This window comes from Streptomyces sp. CB00316, assembly GCF_001905595.1.
Classification (GTDB): Bacteria; Actinomycetota; Actinomycetes; order Streptomycetales; family Streptomycetaceae; genus Streptomyces.
Map to the genome: position 1 here is coordinate 631,972 of NZ_LIXI01000002.1, position 18,639 is coordinate 650,610.

Below are 18,639 nucleotides of genomic sequence, written 5' to 3' on the forward strand. Positions count from 1 at the left end.
GCCGAACGGGCCCACCGGGAAAAGCTGGATCAGCCGCGTCAGCCGGAGAGGCGCACCGGCATGATCAGGTACTTGTACGCGTCGTCCGCCTCGGCGTCCACGGCCGGGCGCCCGCTGAGCAGGGCGGGCTTGGTGGACGTGGTGAAGGAGAGCTGGGCGACCGGGGAGTCGATGGCGCTCAGACCGTCCAGCAGGAACGTCGGGTTGAAGGCGATCGAGATGTCGTCGCCCTCCAGTACCGCGTCGACGCGCTCCACAGCCTGTGCGTCGTCGCTGGAGCCGGCTTCCAGGATGAGCACGCCCTGCTCGAAGCTGAGCCGGACCGGGGTGTTGCGCTCGGCGACAAGGGCCACACGCTTGACGGCCTCGACGAAGGGGGCGGTCTCGATGACCGCGACCGAGTTGAACTCGGTGGGGAAGAGCGTGCGGTACTTCGGCAGGTCGCCTTCGAGCAGCCGCGTGGTCGTCGTGCGTCCCGCGCCCTCGAAACCGATCAGCCCCTCACCGGCACCGGAGCCGGAGAGCGCCAGGGTGACCGTGTCACCGCTGGTGAGCGCCTTGGCGGTGTCCAGGAGCGTCTTGGCGGGCACCAGGGCGACCGCGGAGGCCTCCGGGTCCTCCGGCTTCCAGAGGAACTCACGGACCGCGAAGCGGTAGCGGTCGGTGGAGGCGAGGGTGACGGTGTCGCCCTCGATCTCGATGCGCACACCGGTCAGCACGGGCAGCGTGTCGTCGCGGCCCGCGGCGATGGCGACCTGGGCGGCGGCCGATGCGAAGACCTCACCGGGGACGGTGCCCGTGGCGGTCGGCATCTGCGGCAGCGCCGGGTACTCCTCCACAGGCAGTGTGTGGAGGGTGAAGCGCGAGGAGCCGCAGACAACCGTGGCCCGTACACCGTCTGTGGAGATCTCCACAGGGCGGTTGGGGAGGGCGCGGCAGATGTCGGCGAGCAGCCGGCCGGAGACGAGCACCGTGCCGTCCTCGTCGACCTCCGCGTCCACGGAGACCTTGGCCGAGACCTCGTAGTCGAAGCTGGAGAAGGAGAGGGCTCCGTCCTCGGCCTTCAGCAGAAGGCCCGCGAGAACGGGCGCCGGCGGACGGGCCGGGAGGCTGCGGGCCACCCAGGCCACCGCCTCCGCGAGTACATCGCGCTCCACCCGGATCTTCACCGGAACCGCCTCCTGCTGTTGCTCGCTCGCCCTGCTGGCCTTCGTCGTCTGGACCGGAGCTCCCTGCCGACGGCCGGGGTGGCTCCGGGGTCCAGTCTGACGCACGGCACCGACAGTCGTTGCTGCTCGGGGTCAAGTCGAGCAAAACGCTGCGAGGCAGTCGCCGGTCGAGTTGTACACAGGCCCCACTTCGAAGCGGATTCCTAGCTAACTCTGAGTGGTAGTAGTAGTAGGCCCTGTGGAAACCGTGGATAACGTCGTTTGCGCAGGTCAGCACCGGTTTTTTGTCCACCGACCCTGTGGGTGGCACCCGTGGACAACCGGGGCTTTCTGTGGACGGGCGGAAGTTCTGCACACCCGATGCACAGGAGGGGGTCACTTCTCCCCAGGCCTGTCCCCAGCTTTACCCACGTTCCCCACAGCCCAATCAGGCAGCTTGGTGTGACGCCTTTCACTCCGGGCGGTGAGAGGGCGTGTTCTGTTGCCGAACAGTGGACAAAGGTGTGGAGAAGCCGGGCCGGGCTGGGGACAACAGCGTCCAGCTTGTGGGCCGACGGTGGACAACCGGGAGCTCCCCCTGTGGACGAGATATCTGTCCACAGGCTGTGGATCACGGTTGACCACAAATCCCCAACCGCGTGACCTGCTCTGATGGAGTATCGGCAGCCGGGCCTGTGGACGCAATATGGACAACTTCCCAGTCCCCAGGCTGTGGACGGAAGAAATCCCGCACATCTGTGGAGAAGGGCCTCTGAGCAGCCCGTATTCGAACAGCACGGGCACGGGCGCGACCGCTTCCGGGGCTCCCGGGGCGCTCGGGAGCGACGACAGGAACGACGAAAGGCGCCTCGCGCGGACCGTGGGAGGTCGTTGCGAGGCGCCCTGCGTGCTTGCTGCGAGGCCCTGCGAGGCCCTCTGCGATGCCTTGAGCGGCCGGCGTCAGCCGTTCTTGATGCGGTTGGTGAGCTCGGTGACCTGGTTGTAGATGGAGCGGCGCTCCGCCATCAGCGCCCGGATCTTCCGGTCCGCGTGCATCACCGTCGTATGGTCGCGGCCGCCGAACTGCGCGCCGATCTTCGGCAGCGAGAGGTCAGTGAGTTCCCGGCACAGATACATGGCGATCTGGCGCGCCGTCACCAGGACCCGGCTGCGCGAGGATCCGCAGAGGTCCTCCACGGTCAGACCGAAGTAGTCCGCGGTCGCCGCCATGATGGCCGGCGCGGTGATCTCCGGTGCCGACTCCTCACCGCCCGGGATCAGGTCCTTCAGCACGATCTCGGTCAGCCCGAGGTCCACCGGCTGCCGGTTGAGGGAGGCGAAGGCCGTCACCCGGATCAGGGCGCCCTCCAGCTCACGGATGTTGCGCGAGATCCGCGAGGCGATGAACTCCAGGACCTCCGGAGGCGCGTTCAGCTGCTCCTGCACCGCCTTCTTACGGAGGATGGCGATCCGGGTCTCCAGCTCGGGCGGCTGGACGTCGGTGGTCAGCCCCCACTCGAAGCGGTTGCGCAGCCGGTCCTCCAGTGTCACCAGCTGCTTGGGCGGCCGGTCCGAGGAGAGCACGATCTGCTTGTTCGCGTTGTGCAGCGTATTGAAGGTGTGGAAGAACTCCTCCTGCGTCGATTCCTTGCTCGCCAGGAACTGGATGTCGTCGACCAGGAGGATGTCGACATCGCGGTACCGCTTGCGGAAGGTGTCGCCCTTGCCGTCGCGGATCGAGTTGATGAACTCGTTGGTGAACTCCTCCGAGCTCACGTACCGCACCCGGGTGCCCGGGTAGAGACTGCGCGCGTAGTGCCCGATCGCGTGCAGCAGGTGGGTCTTGCCGAGCCCCGACTCCCCGTAGATGAAGAGAGGGTTGTACGCCTTGGCGGGCGCCTCGGCGACGGCCACGGCAGCGGCGTGCGCGAACCGGTTGGAGGCGCCGATCACGAAGGTGTCGAAGAGGTACTTCGGGTTCAGCCGGGCGTGCGGCTCTCCCGGTCCCGGCGCGGGCGCCGGCTGGGCGCCCATGGGGCCGGGGCCAGGGCCGCCGGTGCGTCCGGGGCCGGGCCCGCCCTGGCGGTGCTGGTCGTGGCGGTCGCGCTGCTGCTCGTACCCCTGGCGCTCGGGCGGCTGCGACCGGTAGTCGTGCTGCGGCTGCTGGGGGCGCCCGGTGCCGTACGGCTCACGCCACTGCTCCGAGGGCTGGTCGCGGTACGACTCGGTCTCGCGGTAGGTGTCGGAGGCGGGCTGCTCACGGTCCTGATAGCCCCCGTGCCGCGGCTGCTGCCAGGAGAGGTCCTCCTGGTTGCGCGGCCAGGCGCCCGGCTCGGGGCGCTGCTGCTGGTAGTCGGGGTAGGCCGGGCGGGCCGTCGGCATACCGTCGTCGGAGGGGCGGTGGCCGTATCCGTCGTAGCCGTCGTCGCGCCCGTCGTCGCGCGGCTGCCCCTGGTAGCGGTGGCCCTGCTGGCTCTGGTGCGACTGGTGCATGGGGGGCGCCGGCGGGGAGGGTGGTTCGCCCGCGGAGTCGTCAACGGTGATCGCGATCCGGATGGGGCGGCCGCACTCCCGGGTCAGCGTCTCGCTGATCAGTGGAGCGAGGCGGCCCTCGAGCACGCGTTTGCCCCATTCATTGGGGACGGCCAGGAGTGCGGTGTCGGCGACGAGTGCCAGCGGCTGGCAGCGCTCGATCCACTGCTTGTCCTTCGGCTCGATGCCCTGCTGGCCCTCCCCGAGGAGTTGTTCCAGCACTCGTGGCCACACTGCGGCAAGATCGGCAGGTACGTCAGCCACAAGGCACGCTCTCTCGCATGTCCCACGAATGTGTGGTTCTCGGGACGGGATGGGTCGGGATGGGTGAGGCCCGGCAGTCGGGAAGGAAAAGAACCGGAGTTCAGCCACGGTAGTCAGGCCGGGCCGCGCGGTTCAAGTCGTTGTCCACAGGCTGTGCACAATGGGGGGTCGCGCGGAGCTGGTTTGACCGGATGGCGTAGCCGCGCGTACCGTGACCAGGTCGAGTTGTCGATGGCTGCTGCCGCCTGCCTCCGATGGGCAAAGATCACGATCTGTGATTGTGAAGCGGTGCACTAAGGCGTTTACGCGAGTTCCTCGTGGGCGCACGGTGACAGCCAGGCGATGTCCCGCCAAGACACGAATCATTTCTGGAGCCCCCGAGTGAGCAAGCGCACCTTCCAGCCGAACAACCGCCGTCGCGCCAAGACCCACGGCTTCCGTCTGCGCATGCGTACCCGTGCCGGCCGCGCGATTCTCGCAAACCGCCGTGGCAAGGGCCGCAGCAGCCTGTCCGCCTGATCGCTTACAGGTCCATGACGTGCTGCCTACCGAGAATCGGCTGAGGCGGCGCGAGGACTTCGCGACCGCGGTACGACGAGGGCGTCGAGCCGGACGTCCACTGCTCGTCGTCCATCTACGCAGCGGTGAAACGGACCCGCACGTGACTGGGGAGACTGTTCCCCCGCCGCGTGCGGGTTTCGTTGTCAGCAAAGCGGTGGGAGGCGCGGTCGTCCGTACCGCTGTGAAGCGGAGGCTTCGCCATCTGGTCCGCGACCGGCTGGCGCAGTTGCCCCCCGGTAGCCTTGTTGTCGTACGAGCGCTGCCCGGTGCGGGCGACGCCGACCATGCACAGCTGGCCCGAGACCTGGATGCCGCCCTTCAGCGGTTGCTGGGAGGGGGCGCGAGATGAAGTACCCGCTGCTTGCCCTCATCAAGCTGTACCAGTGGACGATCAGCCCACTCCTCGGGCCTGTCTGCCGCTATTACCCGTCGTGTTCCCACTATGGATATACGGCTATCGACCGGCACGGTGCGATCAAGGGAACAGCGCTGACCGCCTGGCGCATCCTGCGATGCAATCCGTGGTCACCCGGCGGTGTGGACCATGTCCCGGAACGCAAGCGTCCGCGGTGGCACGAGCTGCTGCGCAACGGCCTGCGCGGCGGCAAGGGCGGGGAGCCCGCCGCTGATGTGCCGTCCGGGGGGCCGGTCTCCGCACCCCCGAGCCCGGCCACAGAGACCTCGCCCAATGCTCAAGGAGCCTGATTAGTGGACACGATTGCCAGTCTGTTCAGCTTTATCACCACGCCCGTCTCGTGGGTCATCGTCCAGTTCCACAAGGTCTACGGAGCGCTCTTCGGCGATGACTCCGGGTGGGCCTGGGGCCTGTCCATCGTGTCCCTGGTGGTGCTGATCCGGATCTGCCTGATCCCGCTCTTCGTGAAGCAGATCAAGTCGACCCGCAACATGCAGGTGCTCCAGCCGAAGATGAAGGCGATCCAGGAGCGCTACAAGAACGACAAGCAGCGTCAGTCCGAAGAGATGATGAAGCTGTACAAGGAGACGGGTACCAACCCGCTCTCCTCGTGCCTTCCGATCCTGGCGCAGTCCCCGTTCTTCTTCGCCCTGTACCACGTGCTGTCGTCCATCGCCTCGGGCAAGAAGATCGGCGCGATCAACCAGGACCTGCTGGACAGCGCCCGTCAGGCCCACATCTTCGGCGCGCCGCTGGCCGCGAAGTTCACCGACAGCGTCGACAAGCTCAGCTCGCTCGACGCCACGCTGCTGGACGTCCGGGTCGTCACCGCCATCATGATCGTGCTGATGTCGGCCTCGCAGTTCTTCACCCAGCGCCAGCTGATGACGAAGAACGTCGACCTCACGGTGAAGACCCCGTACATGCAGCAGCAGAAGATGCTGATGTACATCTTCCCGGTCATCTTCGCCGTGATGGGCGTCAATTTCCCCGTCGGTGTCCTCGTCTACTGGCTGACCACGAACGTCTGGACCATGGGTCAGCAGATGTACGTGATCAACCAGAACCCGACGCCGGGCAGCAAGGCGCAGGACGCCTACCTCCAGCGGGTGCTCAAGGCCGTGGACTCCCGCGGTCAGGTCCGCGGCCGGACGCAGCGCAGGACCGTCAAGGCGATCGTGGCCAAGGGGCCCGACCGCAACGACATCGAGCGCAAGTTCATCACCGGGCTGAGCAAGAAGGGTTTCGCGGCTCAGGAGGACGGCACCGTCCAGAAGAGCGAGACGGCCGTTCTCGAGGCCGAGGGCGGTACGGCTCCCAGGCGCCAGCAGCCCAAGCGCCAGACCAAGGCGAAGCGCCAGACGGCCGCCACCGCCGGTGCGGCCAAGGACGAGCCCGCGGCCGACTCCAAGACCTCGCTCCAGAAGCAGGACGCACCGCAGGACGACAAGCCGACGTCGGCGGGCAAGCCCGCCTCCGGCTCCTCACGCCAAGCCAAGTCCGGACAGCGCAAGGGCCCGCAGCGGCCCAAGCACCCGTCCAAGAAGTAAGAAGGAGTCCACCCGTGACGGAAGGCACCACCTCCACGGCCGCCGCTGAGGGCAGCGACACTCTGACCCGCCTGGAGCAGGAGGGGGAGATCGCAGCCGACTACCTCGAAGGCCTGCTCGACATCGCCGACCTCGACGGCGACATCGACATGGACGTCGAGGCGGACCGGGCCGCGGTATCGATCATCAGCGACTCCCCGCGTGAACTCCAGAAGCTCGTGGGGCGCGACGGTGAGGTGCTGGAGGCGCTCCAGGAGCTGACCCGGCTGGCGGTTCACCGGGAGACCGGCGACCGCAGCCGTCTGATGCTGGACATCGGCGGCTTCCGGGCCAAGAAGCGCGAGATCCTCGCCGAGCTGGGTGCCAAGGCCGCCAACGACGTCAAGACCTCGGGCCAGCCGGTCAAGCTGGACCCGATGACGCCGTTCGAGCGCAAGGTCGTGCACGACGCGATCGCCGCAGCCGGTCTCCGGAGCGAGTCGGAGGGCGAGGAGCCGCAGCGCTTCGTCGTCGTTCTCCCGGCCTGACCGGATCCTTGTACTGTCGGCCCCGTCTGCTCGCAGGCGGGGCCGATCTTTGTCAGCCTGATAGTCAGCCACCCCCAGTGCGCTAGTGCGGTACGGAAGGACGGTCCCCGTGACGGACGCTGCAGAGCTCCCCCAGGCACCTGAAGAGGCGCAGGCGGTATTCGGAGAGCTCTTCCCGGAGGCTGTCCGGTACGCGGAGCTTCTCGCCGATGCCGGAGTGAAGCGCGGCCTGATCGGGCCGCGTGAGGTGCCGCGGCTGTGGGAGCGGCACCTGCTGAACTGCGCGGTGCTCTCCGAGGTGGTGCCGGAAGGCGTCACGGTCTGCGATGTGGGCTCGGGTGCCGGCCTGCCCGGCATCCCGCTTGCCCTGGTACGCCCCGACCTCAAGATCACGCTGCTGGAGCCGCTGCTCCGCCGGACGAACTTCCTCCAGGAAGTCGTCGAACTGCTCGGCCTGGACCATGTGACGGTGGTGCGCGGGAGGGCCGAGGAGGTCCTCGGGACGCTTCAGCCCGTCCACGTGGTGACCGCTCGCGCCGTGGCGCCGCTGGACCGGCTGGCCGGCTGGGGTGTGCCCCTGCTGCGCCCCTACGGGGAGATGCTCGCGCTCAAGGGCGACACGGCCGAGGAGGAGATCAACGGTGCCAGGGCGGCCCTGAGCAAGCTCGGCGTGCTGGAGACCGAGGTGCTCCAGGTCGGCGAGGGCGTGGTCGATCCGCTGTCCACGGTCGTGCGCGTGGTGGTGGGCGAGAGCCCGGGCGGTGTGAGGTTCGCCGCAAAGAGGGCCAAGGCCGCGCGGGTGGGACGCACCCGACGCCGTCGCTGAGGGCTGCCGGTCGCGCCACGACCGGCACGGAGGGGAGCGGTCCCCCGTAGCCCCTTCCGGATGATCTCTGTCGTCTAGCAGGGAAATGTCGGGAAAGAGGCCATCTATACCCCCTGCGGAGTGTCGTGGCCTGGTAGTTGCGATGCGGGGGCATCGTGTTTCACGTGAAACGTCGCTCTCTGCTGCAGGGAATCATCGGCCGCGGTCGTGCGGCTGCCACACCGCGCGACCGGAAGCCCGTACGGGTTACCGAGTTGTCCACACGTCCGGATTCATCCACAGATCAGCGGGCCTCGCTGGTTCACGACCCCGAAAGCATGGCAGGCTCTGCTCATTGCGAGCCTGAAGTCGAGGAGAGTGAACCGTTGCGGTCCGACGCCAACATCGCGGGACCGATGACCGATCCGGTCCCCGGTCCCCGAACCGAGTCCGTGGGGGACGGTGTTTCACGTGAAACACCGCCGCCGATGGACGACACACCCATCGGTCGCGCTGCCCAGCTGGCCGTAGAGGCCCTCGGCCGCGCCGGTGAGGGGCTGCCTCGCCCTGACCGGACACGCGTCATGGTGGTGGCCAACCAGAAGGGTGGGGTCGGTAAGACGACCACGACGGTCAACCTCGCTGCCTCGCTGGCCCTGCACGGTGCGCGTGTCCTGGTGGTCGACCTCGACCCCCAGGGCAACGCCTCCACGGCGCTGGGGATCGATCACCACTCCGATGTTCCGTCGATCTATGACGTCCTGGTGGAGAGCCGGCCGCTCTCCGAAGTGGTTCAGCCCGTTCCGGACGTCGAGGGTCTCTTCTGCGCCCCCGCCACGATCGATCTCGCCGGTGCGGAGATCGAGCTCGTGTCGCTGGTGGCGCGGGAGAGCCGGCTTCAGCGGGCCATCCAGGCGTACGAGCAGCCGCTGGACTACATCCTCATCGACTGCCCTCCCTCCCTCGGCCTTCTCACGGTGAACGCGATGGTGGCCGGCGCGGAGGTGCTGATCCCTATCCAGTGCGAGTACTACGCGCTGGAGGGGCTGGGCCAGCTGCTGCGCAATGTCGACCTGGTGCGGGGCCACTTGAACCCCGATCTGCATGTCTCCACGATCCTGTTGACCATGTACGACGGCAGGACCAGGCTCGCCTCCCAGGTCGCCGAGGAGGTCCGTACCCACTTCGGCAAGGAAGTGCTGCGGACGAGCATCCCGCGGTCCGTCCGCATCTCCGAGGCGCCGAGTTACGGGCAGACCGTGCTGACCTACGACCCAGGGTCCAGCGGTTCTCTCTCGTACCTCGAAGCCGCCCGGGAGATCGCCCTGCGGGGTGTCGGGGTGCACTACGAGGCCCAGCACGCCCACGCGATTCAGAACAGCCAGCAGAACGTTTCGGAGGGCATCCAGTGAGTGAGCGACGTAGAGGGCTGGGACGTGGGCTCGGTGCGCTGATCCCCGCCGCTCCCCAGGAGAAGCAGGTGCCGGGGCCCGGAGGCGGTTCCGCCTCCGGCGGGGGACCGGTTCTGACGGCGGAGCGAGGAGTGGCGGCCGCGAAGGTGACCGCACTCCCGTCGTCCCCATTGGTGCCGGAGCCGGCGACCTCGCCGGACCAGGGGTCGGGGACCTCCGGTGCGTACTTCGCCGAGCTGCCCATCGGTTCGATCACGCCGAACCCCCGCCAGCCCCGCGAGGTCTTCGACGAGGACGCCTTGGCCGAGCTGGTCACCTCCATCAAGGAGGTGGGTCTCCTCCAGCCGGTCGTCGTGCGCAAGGTGGGGGCGGACCGCTACGAGCTCATCATGGGCGAGCGTCGTCTGCGGGCCTGCCGCGAAGCCGGCCTGGAGCGGATCCCGACCATCGTCCGGGACACGGACGACGAGAAGCTCCTCCTGGACGCGCTGCTGGAGAACCTCCACCGGGCTCAGCTGAACCCGCTGGAGGAGGCTGCCGCGTACGATCAGCTCCTCAAGGACTTCAAGTGCACCCATGACCAGCTGGCCGACCGGATCGGGCGGTCCCGGCCCCAGGTGTCCAACACGCTGCGGCTCCTGCGGCTCTCGCCGCCGGTGCAGCGGCGAGTGGCCGCAGGCGTCCTCTCGGCCGGCCATGCCAGGGCCCTGCTGTCGGTGGACGACTCCGAGGAGCAGGACCGGCTGGCCCACCGCATCGTGGCGGAGGGTCTCTCGGTCCGCGCGGTCGAGGAGATCGTGACGCTCATGGGTTCGCGTCCCACGAGCTCGCCCAAGCCGAAGGGCCCCCGGGCCGGTGCGCGGCTGTCCCCCGCACTGACCGACCTGGCGACCCGGCTCTCCGACCGCTTCGAGACCCGGGTGAAGGTCGACCTGGGCCAGAAGAAGGGGAAGATCACCGTCGAATTCGCCTCGATGGAGGATCTGGACCGGATCCTCGGCTCCCTCGCCCCGGGTGAGGGAAAGGTGCTGGAGCGCCGTCTCGCCGAAGCTCCTGACGAGGACGACGAGAGCTGACTCCCAGGCGTCCGCTTGCGCGTAGGACCGCGCGAAGGGCGGGCCGTGTTCCGGTACTCACCGGAACACGGCCCGCCCTTTGCTCTCTCTCGGTATCCGCATCACCTCTGGGTGGATACGATGCGATCTGGGATGGCACATCCACGGTGATCGACCTCGAAGGAGGGCGGGGACCTTGCGAACAGTGAGCCGCAGCCGACTGGTGACGGTCGGGCTCGGCCTGGGAGCAGTCGGGGGATTCGTCGGCAGTCTGTTTCACGAACGGAACGCGCTGGCGGCCGCACGCGATGCGGCGGGCGAGAGAAGTGAGGGATCGCCGCCATGGGGCGTCGGCTTGTACCGCTCACCTTGGACAACCTTCAGGATCTCCCCGAGCGCTGCTGCGCGTGCGTCTTCTGGGAGCTTGACCCGGTCAGCGGGGAAGCCGCGGTAGAGGCGGGCAAGCCGGAGCTGGAGAAAGAGGCCTGGATCTCCGCGGTGCTCCTGGAGTGGGGCTCCTGCGGCCGGGTGGTCTACGTGGACGACGTCCCGGCGGGGTTCGTCCTCTATGCGCCGCCTGCGTATGTTCCGCGCTCGACGGCCTTCCCCACCAGCCCGGTCTCCCCCGACGCCGTTCAGCTCATCACCGGTTTGATCGTTCCGGGGTATCAGGGCCAGGGGCTCGGTCGTGTCATGGTGCAGACGGTGGCCAAGGACGTGCTGCGCCGGGGTTTCAAGGCGATCGAGGCGTTCGGGGATGCCCGGGCGGAGGAGTTCGGCTGTGTGCTTCCGGCGGATCACCTGCTGGCGGTCGGCTTCAAGACCGTGCGGCCCCACCCGCGATATCCGCGGCTGAGGCTGGAACTGCGGACGACGCTCTCCTGGAAGGAGGACGTCGAGATGGCTCTCGACCGGCTCCTGGGAGCAGTGCAGAAGGAACCGGCGTTGCGCCCGCTCTGACCGGGCTCGGACGGCTGCGGAAACGGGCCCACCCCGCTGAGGGGATGGGCCCGTTTCACGTGAAACATCGCACCAGGGCGCAGTTACTTGGTGATGAAGCCTTCGAGGTCGCGGAGGATCGCGGCCTTCGGCTTGGCGCCGACGATGGTCTTGGCGACCTCGCCGCCCTGGTAGACGTTCAGGGTCGGGATGGACATCACGCCGTACTTGGCAGCGGTGGCCGGGTTCTCGTCGATGTTGAGCTTGACGATCTCGATCTGGTCGCCGTGCTCCGCTGCGATCGCTTCCAGCGAGGGAGCGATCTGACGGCACGGGCCGCACCAGGCAGCCCAGAAGTCGACCAGAACGGGCTTCTCGCTCTTGAGGACGACATCATCGAACGTGTCGTCGGTTACGTGCTTCAGGTCGCCGGCCACGGCGGCCTCCTTAGTCTCTCGGGGTGGGCGTGCGGTGGGGAAGTTCAGACTGCCGGGGTCTTCTCCGGTTCGGCGGGCTCCACGTCCGCCAGTGCGGCGAGGAAGCGCTCGGCGTCCAGCGCCGCGGAGCAGCCGGTGCCCGCAGCGGTGATGGCCTGCCGGTAGGTGTGGTCGACCACGTCACCGGCGCCGAAGACACCGGTCAGGTTGGTGCGGGTGGAGGGCGCTTCGACCTTCAGGTACCCCTCGTCGTCGAGCTCCAGCTGGCCCTTGAAGAGCTCGGTGCGCGGGTCGTGCCCGACGGCGATGAAGAGGCCGGTCACCGGAAGCTCGGAGAGCTCGCCGGTCTTGGTGTTCCGCAGGGTCAGGCCCGAGAGCTTCTGCTCACCCTTGACCTCGGCGACCTCGCTGTCCCAGGCGAACTTGATCTTCGGGTCGGCGAAGGCCCGGTCCTGCATCGCCTTGGAGGCACGCAGGGTGTCGCGACGGTGGACGATCGTTACGGACTTGGCGAAGCGGGAGAGGAAGGTCGCCTCCTCCATGGCCGTGTCGCCGCCGCCGACCACGGCGATGTCGTGGTCCTTGAAGAAGAAGCCGTCGCAGGTGGCGCACCAGGAGACGCCGCGGCCGGAGAGGGCGTCCTCGTTGGGCAGTCCGAGCTTGCGGTGCTGGGAGCCGGTGGTGACGATGACGGCCTTCGCGCGGTGCACGGTGCCGGCCGTGTCGGTGACCGTCTTGATGTCGCCGGTGAGGTCCACCGCGACGACATCGTCGGGAACCAGCTCGGCGCCGAAGCGTTCGGCCTGGGCCCGCATGTTGTCCATGAGCTCGGGGCCCATGATGCCGTCCTGGAAGCCGGGGAAGTTCTCCACGTCGGTGGTGTTCATCAGTGCGCCGCCGGCCGTGACCGCGCCTTCGAAGACCAGCGGGTTCAGTGAGGCACGAGCGGTGTAGAGCGCGGCGGTGTACCCGGCCGGTCCGGAGCCGATGATGATCACATTACGGACGTCGCTCACGGGTTCTTCCTCGTCTCTGCAGACTGCCTACTGCCTATGGGGTCGGTTCAACGACTCTCACCCCACCCAACGGATCCTACGGGTGTTGCATTCCCGACGTGCCGTAGCGGTCCTCAGGGGCGGTCGTACGCCTCTGTGAGCAGCAGTCGACCGGTCGACCCGGGAGCGGTGTCCACGCAGGAGGAGGCGACGACATAGGCCTGCACGCGGGTGGGATCGCTCGGGTGTGGAAGGACGACGAGGAAGGCGTCCGTCCCCTGATAGGTCCCCTCGTCGATGGCGAGGGCCGGTGTGGTACGGCCGGTGGCCTGCTGCACGCACGGGGGTACGGCGACGGCAGGGGCGATGAGCGGGCTCCTGGAGGCCTTGGTGCCGGAGGGCTCAGCCTCGGGTACCGCCTGCTCGTCCTTGCTTGGTGACTGCTTCTGCCCGGTGAAGTCCTCCGTGCCGGCTCCGCCGCCCAGAAGGTCCTGGACCTTGGTTTCGAGAGTCTCCGGGGAGTAGCCGTGCGTCGCGCCTTCCGAGGCGCTGACGGCCCGGTCGGCGGCCGCGCCCGTCGAATCGGAGGACGACGACAGGTTCTGGAGGAAGAGGACGCTCATGCCGATGAGTGCGGCGCCGCACGCGGTGCCCAGGAACACCGCACGCCGACGGCGTCGGGTGTGGCTGCGCCCGGGTCCGGTGGACCCATGAGGGCTGCCCGCCGGGCGGGCCGGGGAGAAACCGGTGCGGGGCGTCACGGAGGACGATTCGCCGGTCTCCGCGCTCTCTGTTTCACGTGAAACATCGGCATCTTCACGTGAAGCATCGGCATCGCGTGAAACAGCGGGGGCCCCACCGGCCCCTTCATCCGCCGGGGAGCCCGGACAGGCCTCGGCGGCGAGCGCCGCGTCGATCCGGGCGGCGATGTCTCCGGGCATCGGCTCGGGGTCCGGCAGGGCGCCGAGCAACTCGCGGACCTCTTCCAGGGAGTCCCGTACCTCCGCGCACAGCTCGCACTCCGCGAGGTGGTCGCGGATCTCTGCCGCGCGGGAAGGGGTGAGCAGCCCCTCGGTGAGATCGGAGATCTCGGAGACCTCCGGGTGCTGGGCCGTGCCAGTCGTGGATGTCACGGGCGTCCACCTCCTCCCTTCACAGCGGCTGGGTCGTTCGCTCCTGCGTCGTTCGGTCCTGACGCAGGTGGGACGGATGCACCGGGCGTCCGGTTCCTTCCGGTGATGTGGCTCGCCCCGTCGGCGCCCTCGTCGCCGGCGGCGCCGCGCAGGTGCCGGACCAGGGGAGCCAGTCTCGCCCGTCCCCGGGCACACCGGCTCTTCACGGTCCCGGTCGGGACGCCCAGGATGCCGGCGGCCTCGGCCACGGGATAACCCTGCATGTCGACCAGGACGAGGGCCGCACGCTGCTCGGCGGGGAGGGTGGCCAGGGCGGCGAAGAGCTGGCGGTGCAGATCCTGCCGTTCGGCGGGGGCCTCGGCCGACTCGTGGGGTTCCAGGAGCTGGTCGAGCCGTTCCGCGTCGTCCACCGGTGACGTCTTGCGGGAGGCCGCTTTACGGACCCGGTCGAGACAGGCGTTGACGGTGATGCGGTGCAGCCAGGTCGTGACGGCGGACTGGCCGCGGAAGGTGTGGGCGGCCCGGAAGGCGGAGACGAGGGCGTCCTGGACGGCGTCGGCCGCCTCTTCCCTGTCCCCGAGGGTGCGCAGCGCCACGGCCCACAGCCGCTCACGGTGGCGCCGTACGAGTACACCGAAGGCGTCGGGGTCGCCCGCCACATGGAGGGCGAGCAGGTCCGCGTCGCCCGGCGCCTCTGGTGGAACGGCATCCACCGTGCTCCCCCTCCGAACCGGATCCGATGTCGTGTGCCACATTAACGGGCCGCTCGCCGGGTGATCAGGGCCGGTGCGGAGTCTCCACACCAGCTCCTGATCAGCCGAGGACGGAGATGTCGTTGATCCCGCCGCGATAGCCGCCTGTGCCGTCCGCGGGCAGTTCCGTGATGTGGATCAGGACGTAGCGCGTCCGGACGGGCTTCTCCAGCTCCTCCTTGAGCGTCTTCCCCGCGATCTTCTTTCCGACGATCTGCTGGGGGAAGTCCGCCGACGAGGAGGGTGACGAGGAGGCGTCCGGATCCGCGGCGAGCACCGCCGTCGTCTGACCGCTGCGGTACATGTCCACATCGATGGAGCGGACGTTCTGGACCTTACCCAGGTCGACGATGATCCCGCTGCCCTGCCGGCGCTGGGGAAGGTTGCCGAAGTTGGCGAAGCCCAGGTAGCGGTTGGTGACCCACGCCGTGGAGGAGTCGTCGTCGATGACGTTCTGAACGTCCCCCGGCCTGATCCCCGAACCGTCGGGCATGAACTCGGTGGCGTCCGCGATGGTCAGCGGCTTGGGCGGGGCGGGTGCCGGCTTCTCGTCGTCGGTCGGCTGGGTGACGCCGGTGTCGTCGGAGCCCTTGCGCTGGTCGAGCAGGATCTCCGCGAGCTGCCAGCTGCCGAGGCCGAGCGCGGCGATGAGCAGTGCCGAGACGCTCCACTTGAGTACCCGTCCGGTACGGCTCTGGAGGGGCGCCGGAGGGGCCGCAAGCACCGGCTGGGTCACGGACGACGGATGGGTGGACGGCCTTCCGTAGGTGCCCTGCTGATAGGTCGTCCGCTGGTAGACCGGCTGCTGGTAAACGGGCTGGGCGGCGAACGTGGGCTCGGGCGGCAGGACGCGCGGCATGGCCGCGACGGCCTTGGCCAGTTCGTCCGGAGTCGTGCAGGGCGGTTCCTGACGGGAGGCGGTGGCCCCGTCGTTGGCGAGGGCGCGCATGGCGAGCTCGGAGAGGCCGCGGTGGACGCCGGCGCGGACCTGGTCCGGGGCGATGAGTCCCATGCCCTTGGGCAGCCCGGAGAGACCGTACGCGTCGTTCTCGTACGGCCAGCGCTTGGTCAGCGCCGCGTACAGGAGTGCGCCGATCGCCTCGGTGTCCTGACGCAGGGGGCGTTCGGAGGTGATGCCGCGCAGGGCGGCGTTCACGGCGAGGCCGCGGATCCGGTACTGGCCGGTGGAACTGCGCAGTACGGCGCCGGGGGTGAGGCGAAGGTGCGTCAGGCCCTCACGGTGGGCCGCCGCCATCGCGTGGGAGAGCTGGCTGACGAGTTGGTAGGCGTCGTGGGCGTCCATCGGTCCGGCGGCCAGCAGAGCGGTGAGCTCGGTGGCGTCCGGGAGCCATTCGTGGACGACGTAGACGAGATCGTCCTCCTCGACGGCGTCCAGGACCTGGACGAAGCGGGGGTCGCCGAGCAGCGCGGACGACCGGGCCGCGGCCAGCACGGAGCGGGCCCGGGGGTGGTTCGCGGGCAGCAGGTGGACGCCGACCGCGCGGCGCAGCTTCTCGTCGACCGCCCGCCAGCTGCTGAAGCCGTCCAGACGGGTGACGCACTCCTCGAGGCGGTAGCGCTCGGCCAGTTTGTGGCCGCTGTGTACATCGGGGGTCGCCGGAACGGCCTCGGAACGTGCCCGCCCGCCGTCGTGACCCTTGGGGTTCTCGGGCGTCTGGGGGCTCGCGCCCTCGGTGTCCTCGGCCTGCGCCGTTCCGTCGTTCGTGGCCTTGTCCGCCTTGGCGGCCAGCGGCTCGTCGCCGCCGTTGTCGGCCACGTCGACGGCAGCCGTGCTACGTTCCGCCACCGTCGTTCCTGCCTCCCCATCCGTTGCGCGAAGCCGGCCAGCTCGCCACAGTCACGCCAATTGTGCCCACACTCCGGCGCTATCCACGACACGCGGAGTCCGGCGATGGTTGTGCGGCCGTGCGCTCATTCAGCGTCCGAGCCGTCCACGGACCATGCCGACCAGGCCGTTGACCTCCTCGATGCGCATCTTCTTCGCGGCGACGAAGAAGACGCCCATGAGGAGGGTGCCGCCACAGATCAGCGCAGCCAGCGATCCGAGAGCGCCCGAGCCGAGAAGTTCGAGGATCGCGAATCCGATGCCGCCGCCGATGACGGCCGCGGGTACCGCCGCCATGCAGAGCCGGGCGTAGGTCCGCACGATATGCGCACCGTCCAGGTCGCCGCCGAGCCGGGTGCGCAGTCGGCGCCAGGCGACACCGACGCCGACCGCGTAGGCCAGACCGTAGGAGAAGGCCATGCCGACGACGGCCCAGCGGGCGGGCAGGACGACGTAGCAGAGGGCGGAGGCGGCGGCGTTGACGGCCGCCACGATGACCGTGTTGTAGAAGGGAGTGCGGGTGTCCTCGTACGCGTAGAAGCCGCGGAGTACGACGTACTGCACGGAGTACGGGATCAGGCCGAGGGCGAACGCCATCAGGATGAAGCCCATGGACCGGGCGGCCTCGGCGCCGCTGGAGGCGTACAGCAGGGTGCACATCGGCAGGCCGAGCGCGAGGAAGGTGAATGCGACCGGGACGATGGCGACGGCGGAGTTGCGCAGGCCCTGCGAGATGTCGTCCCGGACCGCGCCGGGGTCGTTGTCGTGGGCGGCCCGGGAGATGCGGGGCAGCAGCGCGGCCATGACGGAGACCGTGATGATGGCCTGCGGCATGCCCCAGATCAGCTGGGCGTTGGAGTAGGCCAGGAAGCCGGTGCCGTCCTTGCCGGCCAGCTTGCCCGCCGAGGTGGCGAGCTGGGTGACGACCAGGACGCCCGCCTGGTTGGCCAGGACGAACAGTACGGTCCACTTGGCCAGCTTGACCGTCTTGCCGAGCCCGTGGCCCTTCCAGTCGAAGCGGGGGCGGAAGCGGAAGCCCGCCTCGCGCAGGTACGGGATCATCGCCAGCGCCTGGACGACCAGCCCGAGAAGGGTGCCGATACCCAGCAGCCGGACGCCCTCCGGCGGGATGGTGTCCACGCCCATCCGGGACTCGGCGGAGGTGCCGTAGACCCAGATGAAGAGGCCGAACGTGATGATCATGACGATGTTGTTGAGGACCGGGGTCCACATCATCGCGCCGAACTTGCCCCGGGCGTTGAGGATCTGACCCATCACCACGTGCACGCCCATGAAGAAGATGGTGGGCAGGCAGTACCGGGCGAAGGTGACGGCGACGCTGTTGGCGGCGACATCGTCGGCGATGGTGTTCGACATCAGCTGGATGAGCACCGGCGCGACGAGCACCGCGATGGCCACGATCAGGCCGAGCGCGACCATCACCAGGGTCAGCAGCCGGTTGGCGAAGGCCTCGCCGCCGTCCTCGTCGTCCTTCATCGCGCGGACGAGCTGCGGGACGAAGACCGAGTTGAGTCCGCCGCCGACGGTGAGGATGTAGATCATGGTCGGCAGCGTGTACGCGATGGTGAAGCTGTCACCGAGCAGTGCGGCACCGAGAGCCGCGGTGATCACCAGGGAGCGGATGAAGCCGGTGAGCCGGGAGACGAGGGTGCCGGCCGCCATCAGCGCACTGGACTTCAGCACCCCGGAGACCCGCCCGCCGCCGGACTTCGACGGGGCGGGACCGGGGGCGGGTTCCGGCTCGGGCGGGCCCGGGACCTTCCTCGACCCTTCCTGGTCCCGGAAGAGGTGGGCGAAGGCGTCCGGCTCCTGCCGGTCGTCCGACGCCTGCGTGACCAGGTCGTCGACGCCGACGAACTGCGTGGTCGCCGGACGGTCGCCGTACGGGAGGTGGCGTGAGGGCCCCGAGGGCTCGGGAGGCGGTGTCTGGGCCCAGATGCGCGGGTCGGGGGCGTACGGGGCCGCGGGCGGCTGCTGGTACAGCGCCGACGGCTCCTGGTAGGTGCCGGGGGGCGGCGGCGGGTGGGACGCCCGGTCGTAGAGCGCCTCGCCCACCGGGTCCTGGGCCGCGAGGTCCTGCGCCCGGTAGGGGTCGTCCTCGTAGGCGTGCTGGAGGTACGGGTCGGGCGGCGCCTGCCCGCCGCCCTGTCCCGCGTCCGGAGGGGCGGGGGGCCCGGACGGAGACCCTGCTCCGCCGGCGCCCTGGCCGCGGTCACCGTCGTACGGCGCGTTCATCGAAACCCCTAC

General features: G+C 69.0%; 17 protein-coding genes. 9 read left to right on the plus strand and 8 right to left on the minus strand.

The window, feature by feature from the left end; translation table 11 throughout:
• Positions 1-38: 38 nt before the first annotated feature.
• Positions 39-1,169 (minus strand): DNA polymerase III subunit beta, encoded by a 1,131-nt coding sequence (gene dnaN / locus AMK21_RS06895; protein ID WP_015609839.1) that lies wholly within the window; start codon positions 1,167-1,169, stop codon positions 39-41.
• 939 nt (positions 1,170-2,108) lie between these two features.
• Complete coding sequence (dnaA, locus tag AMK21_RS06905) at positions 2,109-3,944, minus strand: chromosomal replication initiator protein DnaA (RefSeq protein WP_073875174.1); 1,836 nt, start codon at positions 3,942-3,944, stop codon at positions 2,109-2,111.
• Positions 3,945-4,325: 381 nt separating this feature from the next.
• On the opposite strand from dnaA, the gene rpmH reads away from it, so the two are divergent.
• The 9 genes from rpmH to AMK21_RS06950 all read left to right on the plus strand — a co-directional run bounded on the left by rpmH (position 4,326) and on the right by AMK21_RS06950 (position 11,229).
• On the plus strand, positions 4,326-4,463 hold the full coding sequence (gene rpmH, locus AMK21_RS06910; RefSeq protein ID WP_003967884.1) for a 50S ribosomal protein L34: 138 nt from the start codon (positions 4,326-4,328) through the stop codon (positions 4,461-4,463).
• A gap of 19 nt (positions 4,464-4,482) precedes the next feature.
• Complete coding sequence (gene rnpA / locus AMK21_RS06915; protein WP_073875176.1) at positions 4,483-4,854, plus strand: ribonuclease P protein component; 372 nt, start codon at positions 4,483-4,485, stop codon at positions 4,852-4,854.
• The gene (gene yidD / locus AMK21_RS06920; RefSeq protein ID WP_073875177.1) at positions 4,851-5,210 is read left to right on the plus strand and encodes a membrane protein insertion efficiency factor YidD; all 360 of its coding nucleotides are present in this window, start codon (positions 4,851-4,853) and stop codon (positions 5,208-5,210) included. Before rnpA ends, yidD begins: the two co-directional genes overlap by 4 nt.
• Positions 5,211-5,213: 3 nt before the next feature.
• Positions 5,214-6,470: a membrane protein insertase YidC gene (gene yidC, locus AMK21_RS06925; RefSeq protein ID WP_073875179.1), complete on the plus strand. Its 1,257-nt coding sequence runs from the start codon at positions 5,214-5,216 to the stop codon at positions 6,468-6,470.
• Positions 6,471-6,484: 14 nt separating this feature from the next.
• Positions 6,485-6,997 (plus strand): protein jag, encoded by a 513-nt coding sequence (locus tag AMK21_RS06930; protein WP_015609843.1) that lies wholly within the window; start codon positions 6,485-6,487, stop codon positions 6,995-6,997.
• A gap of 109 nt (positions 6,998-7,106) precedes the next feature.
• A complete protein-coding gene (rsmG, locus tag AMK21_RS06935) occupies positions 7,107-7,823 on the plus strand; it encodes a 16S rRNA (guanine(527)-N(7))-methyltransferase RsmG (RefSeq protein WP_018513875.1) in 717 nt (238 codons plus the stop codon).
• Positions 7,824-8,140: 317 nt separating this feature from the next.
• Complete coding sequence (locus AMK21_RS06940) at positions 8,141-9,214, plus strand: ParA family protein (protein WP_073875181.1); 1,074 nt, start codon at positions 8,141-8,143, stop codon at positions 9,212-9,214.
• Complete coding sequence (locus tag AMK21_RS06945) at positions 9,211-10,290, plus strand: ParB/RepB/Spo0J family partition protein (RefSeq protein WP_073875183.1); 1,080 nt, start codon at positions 9,211-9,213, stop codon at positions 10,288-10,290. Before AMK21_RS06940 ends, AMK21_RS06945 begins: the two co-directional genes overlap by 4 nt.
• A 321-nt stretch (positions 10,291-10,611) precedes the next feature.
• Entirely contained in the window at positions 10,612-11,229 is a 618-nt protein-coding gene (locus tag AMK21_RS06950) for a GNAT family N-acetyltransferase (RefSeq protein ID WP_073875185.1), read from the plus strand.
• A gap of 83 nt (positions 11,230-11,312) precedes the next feature.
• Here the strand turns inward: AMK21_RS06950 and trxA are convergent, their stop codons facing one another.
• From trxA to murJ, 6 genes are all read right to left on the minus strand, one after another.
• A complete protein-coding gene (gene trxA / locus AMK21_RS06955) occupies positions 11,313-11,645 on the minus strand; it encodes a thioredoxin (RefSeq protein ID WP_073875187.1) in 333 nt (110 codons plus the stop codon).
• A 44-nt stretch (positions 11,646-11,689) separates the two neighbouring features.
• The gene (gene trxB, locus AMK21_RS06960) at positions 11,690-12,661 is read right to left on the minus strand and encodes a thioredoxin-disulfide reductase (protein WP_018513871.1); all 972 of its coding nucleotides are present in this window, start codon (positions 12,659-12,661) and stop codon (positions 11,690-11,692) included.
• A gap of 113 nt (positions 12,662-12,774) precedes the next feature.
• Entirely contained in the window at positions 12,775-13,773 is a 999-nt protein-coding gene (locus tag AMK21_RS06965) for an anti-sigma factor family protein (RefSeq protein WP_073875189.1), read from the minus strand.
• Entirely contained in the window at positions 13,770-14,486 is a 717-nt protein-coding gene (gene sigM / locus AMK21_RS06970) for an RNA polymerase sigma factor SigM (RefSeq protein ID WP_073875191.1), read from the minus strand. The genes AMK21_RS06965 and sigM overlap by 4 nt, the downstream gene beginning before the upstream one ends.
• Positions 14,487-14,586: 100 nt before the next feature.
• Entirely contained in the window at positions 14,587-16,332 is a 1,746-nt protein-coding gene (locus AMK21_RS06975; protein ID WP_073875193.1) for a protein kinase family protein, read from the minus strand.
• Positions 16,333-16,461: 129 nt separating this feature from the next.
• The gene (murJ, locus tag AMK21_RS06980; RefSeq protein WP_073875195.1) at positions 16,462-18,627 is read right to left on the minus strand and encodes a murein biosynthesis integral membrane protein MurJ; all 2,166 of its coding nucleotides are present in this window, start codon (positions 18,625-18,627) and stop codon (positions 16,462-16,464) included.
• Positions 18,628-18,639: the final 12 nt, after the last annotated feature.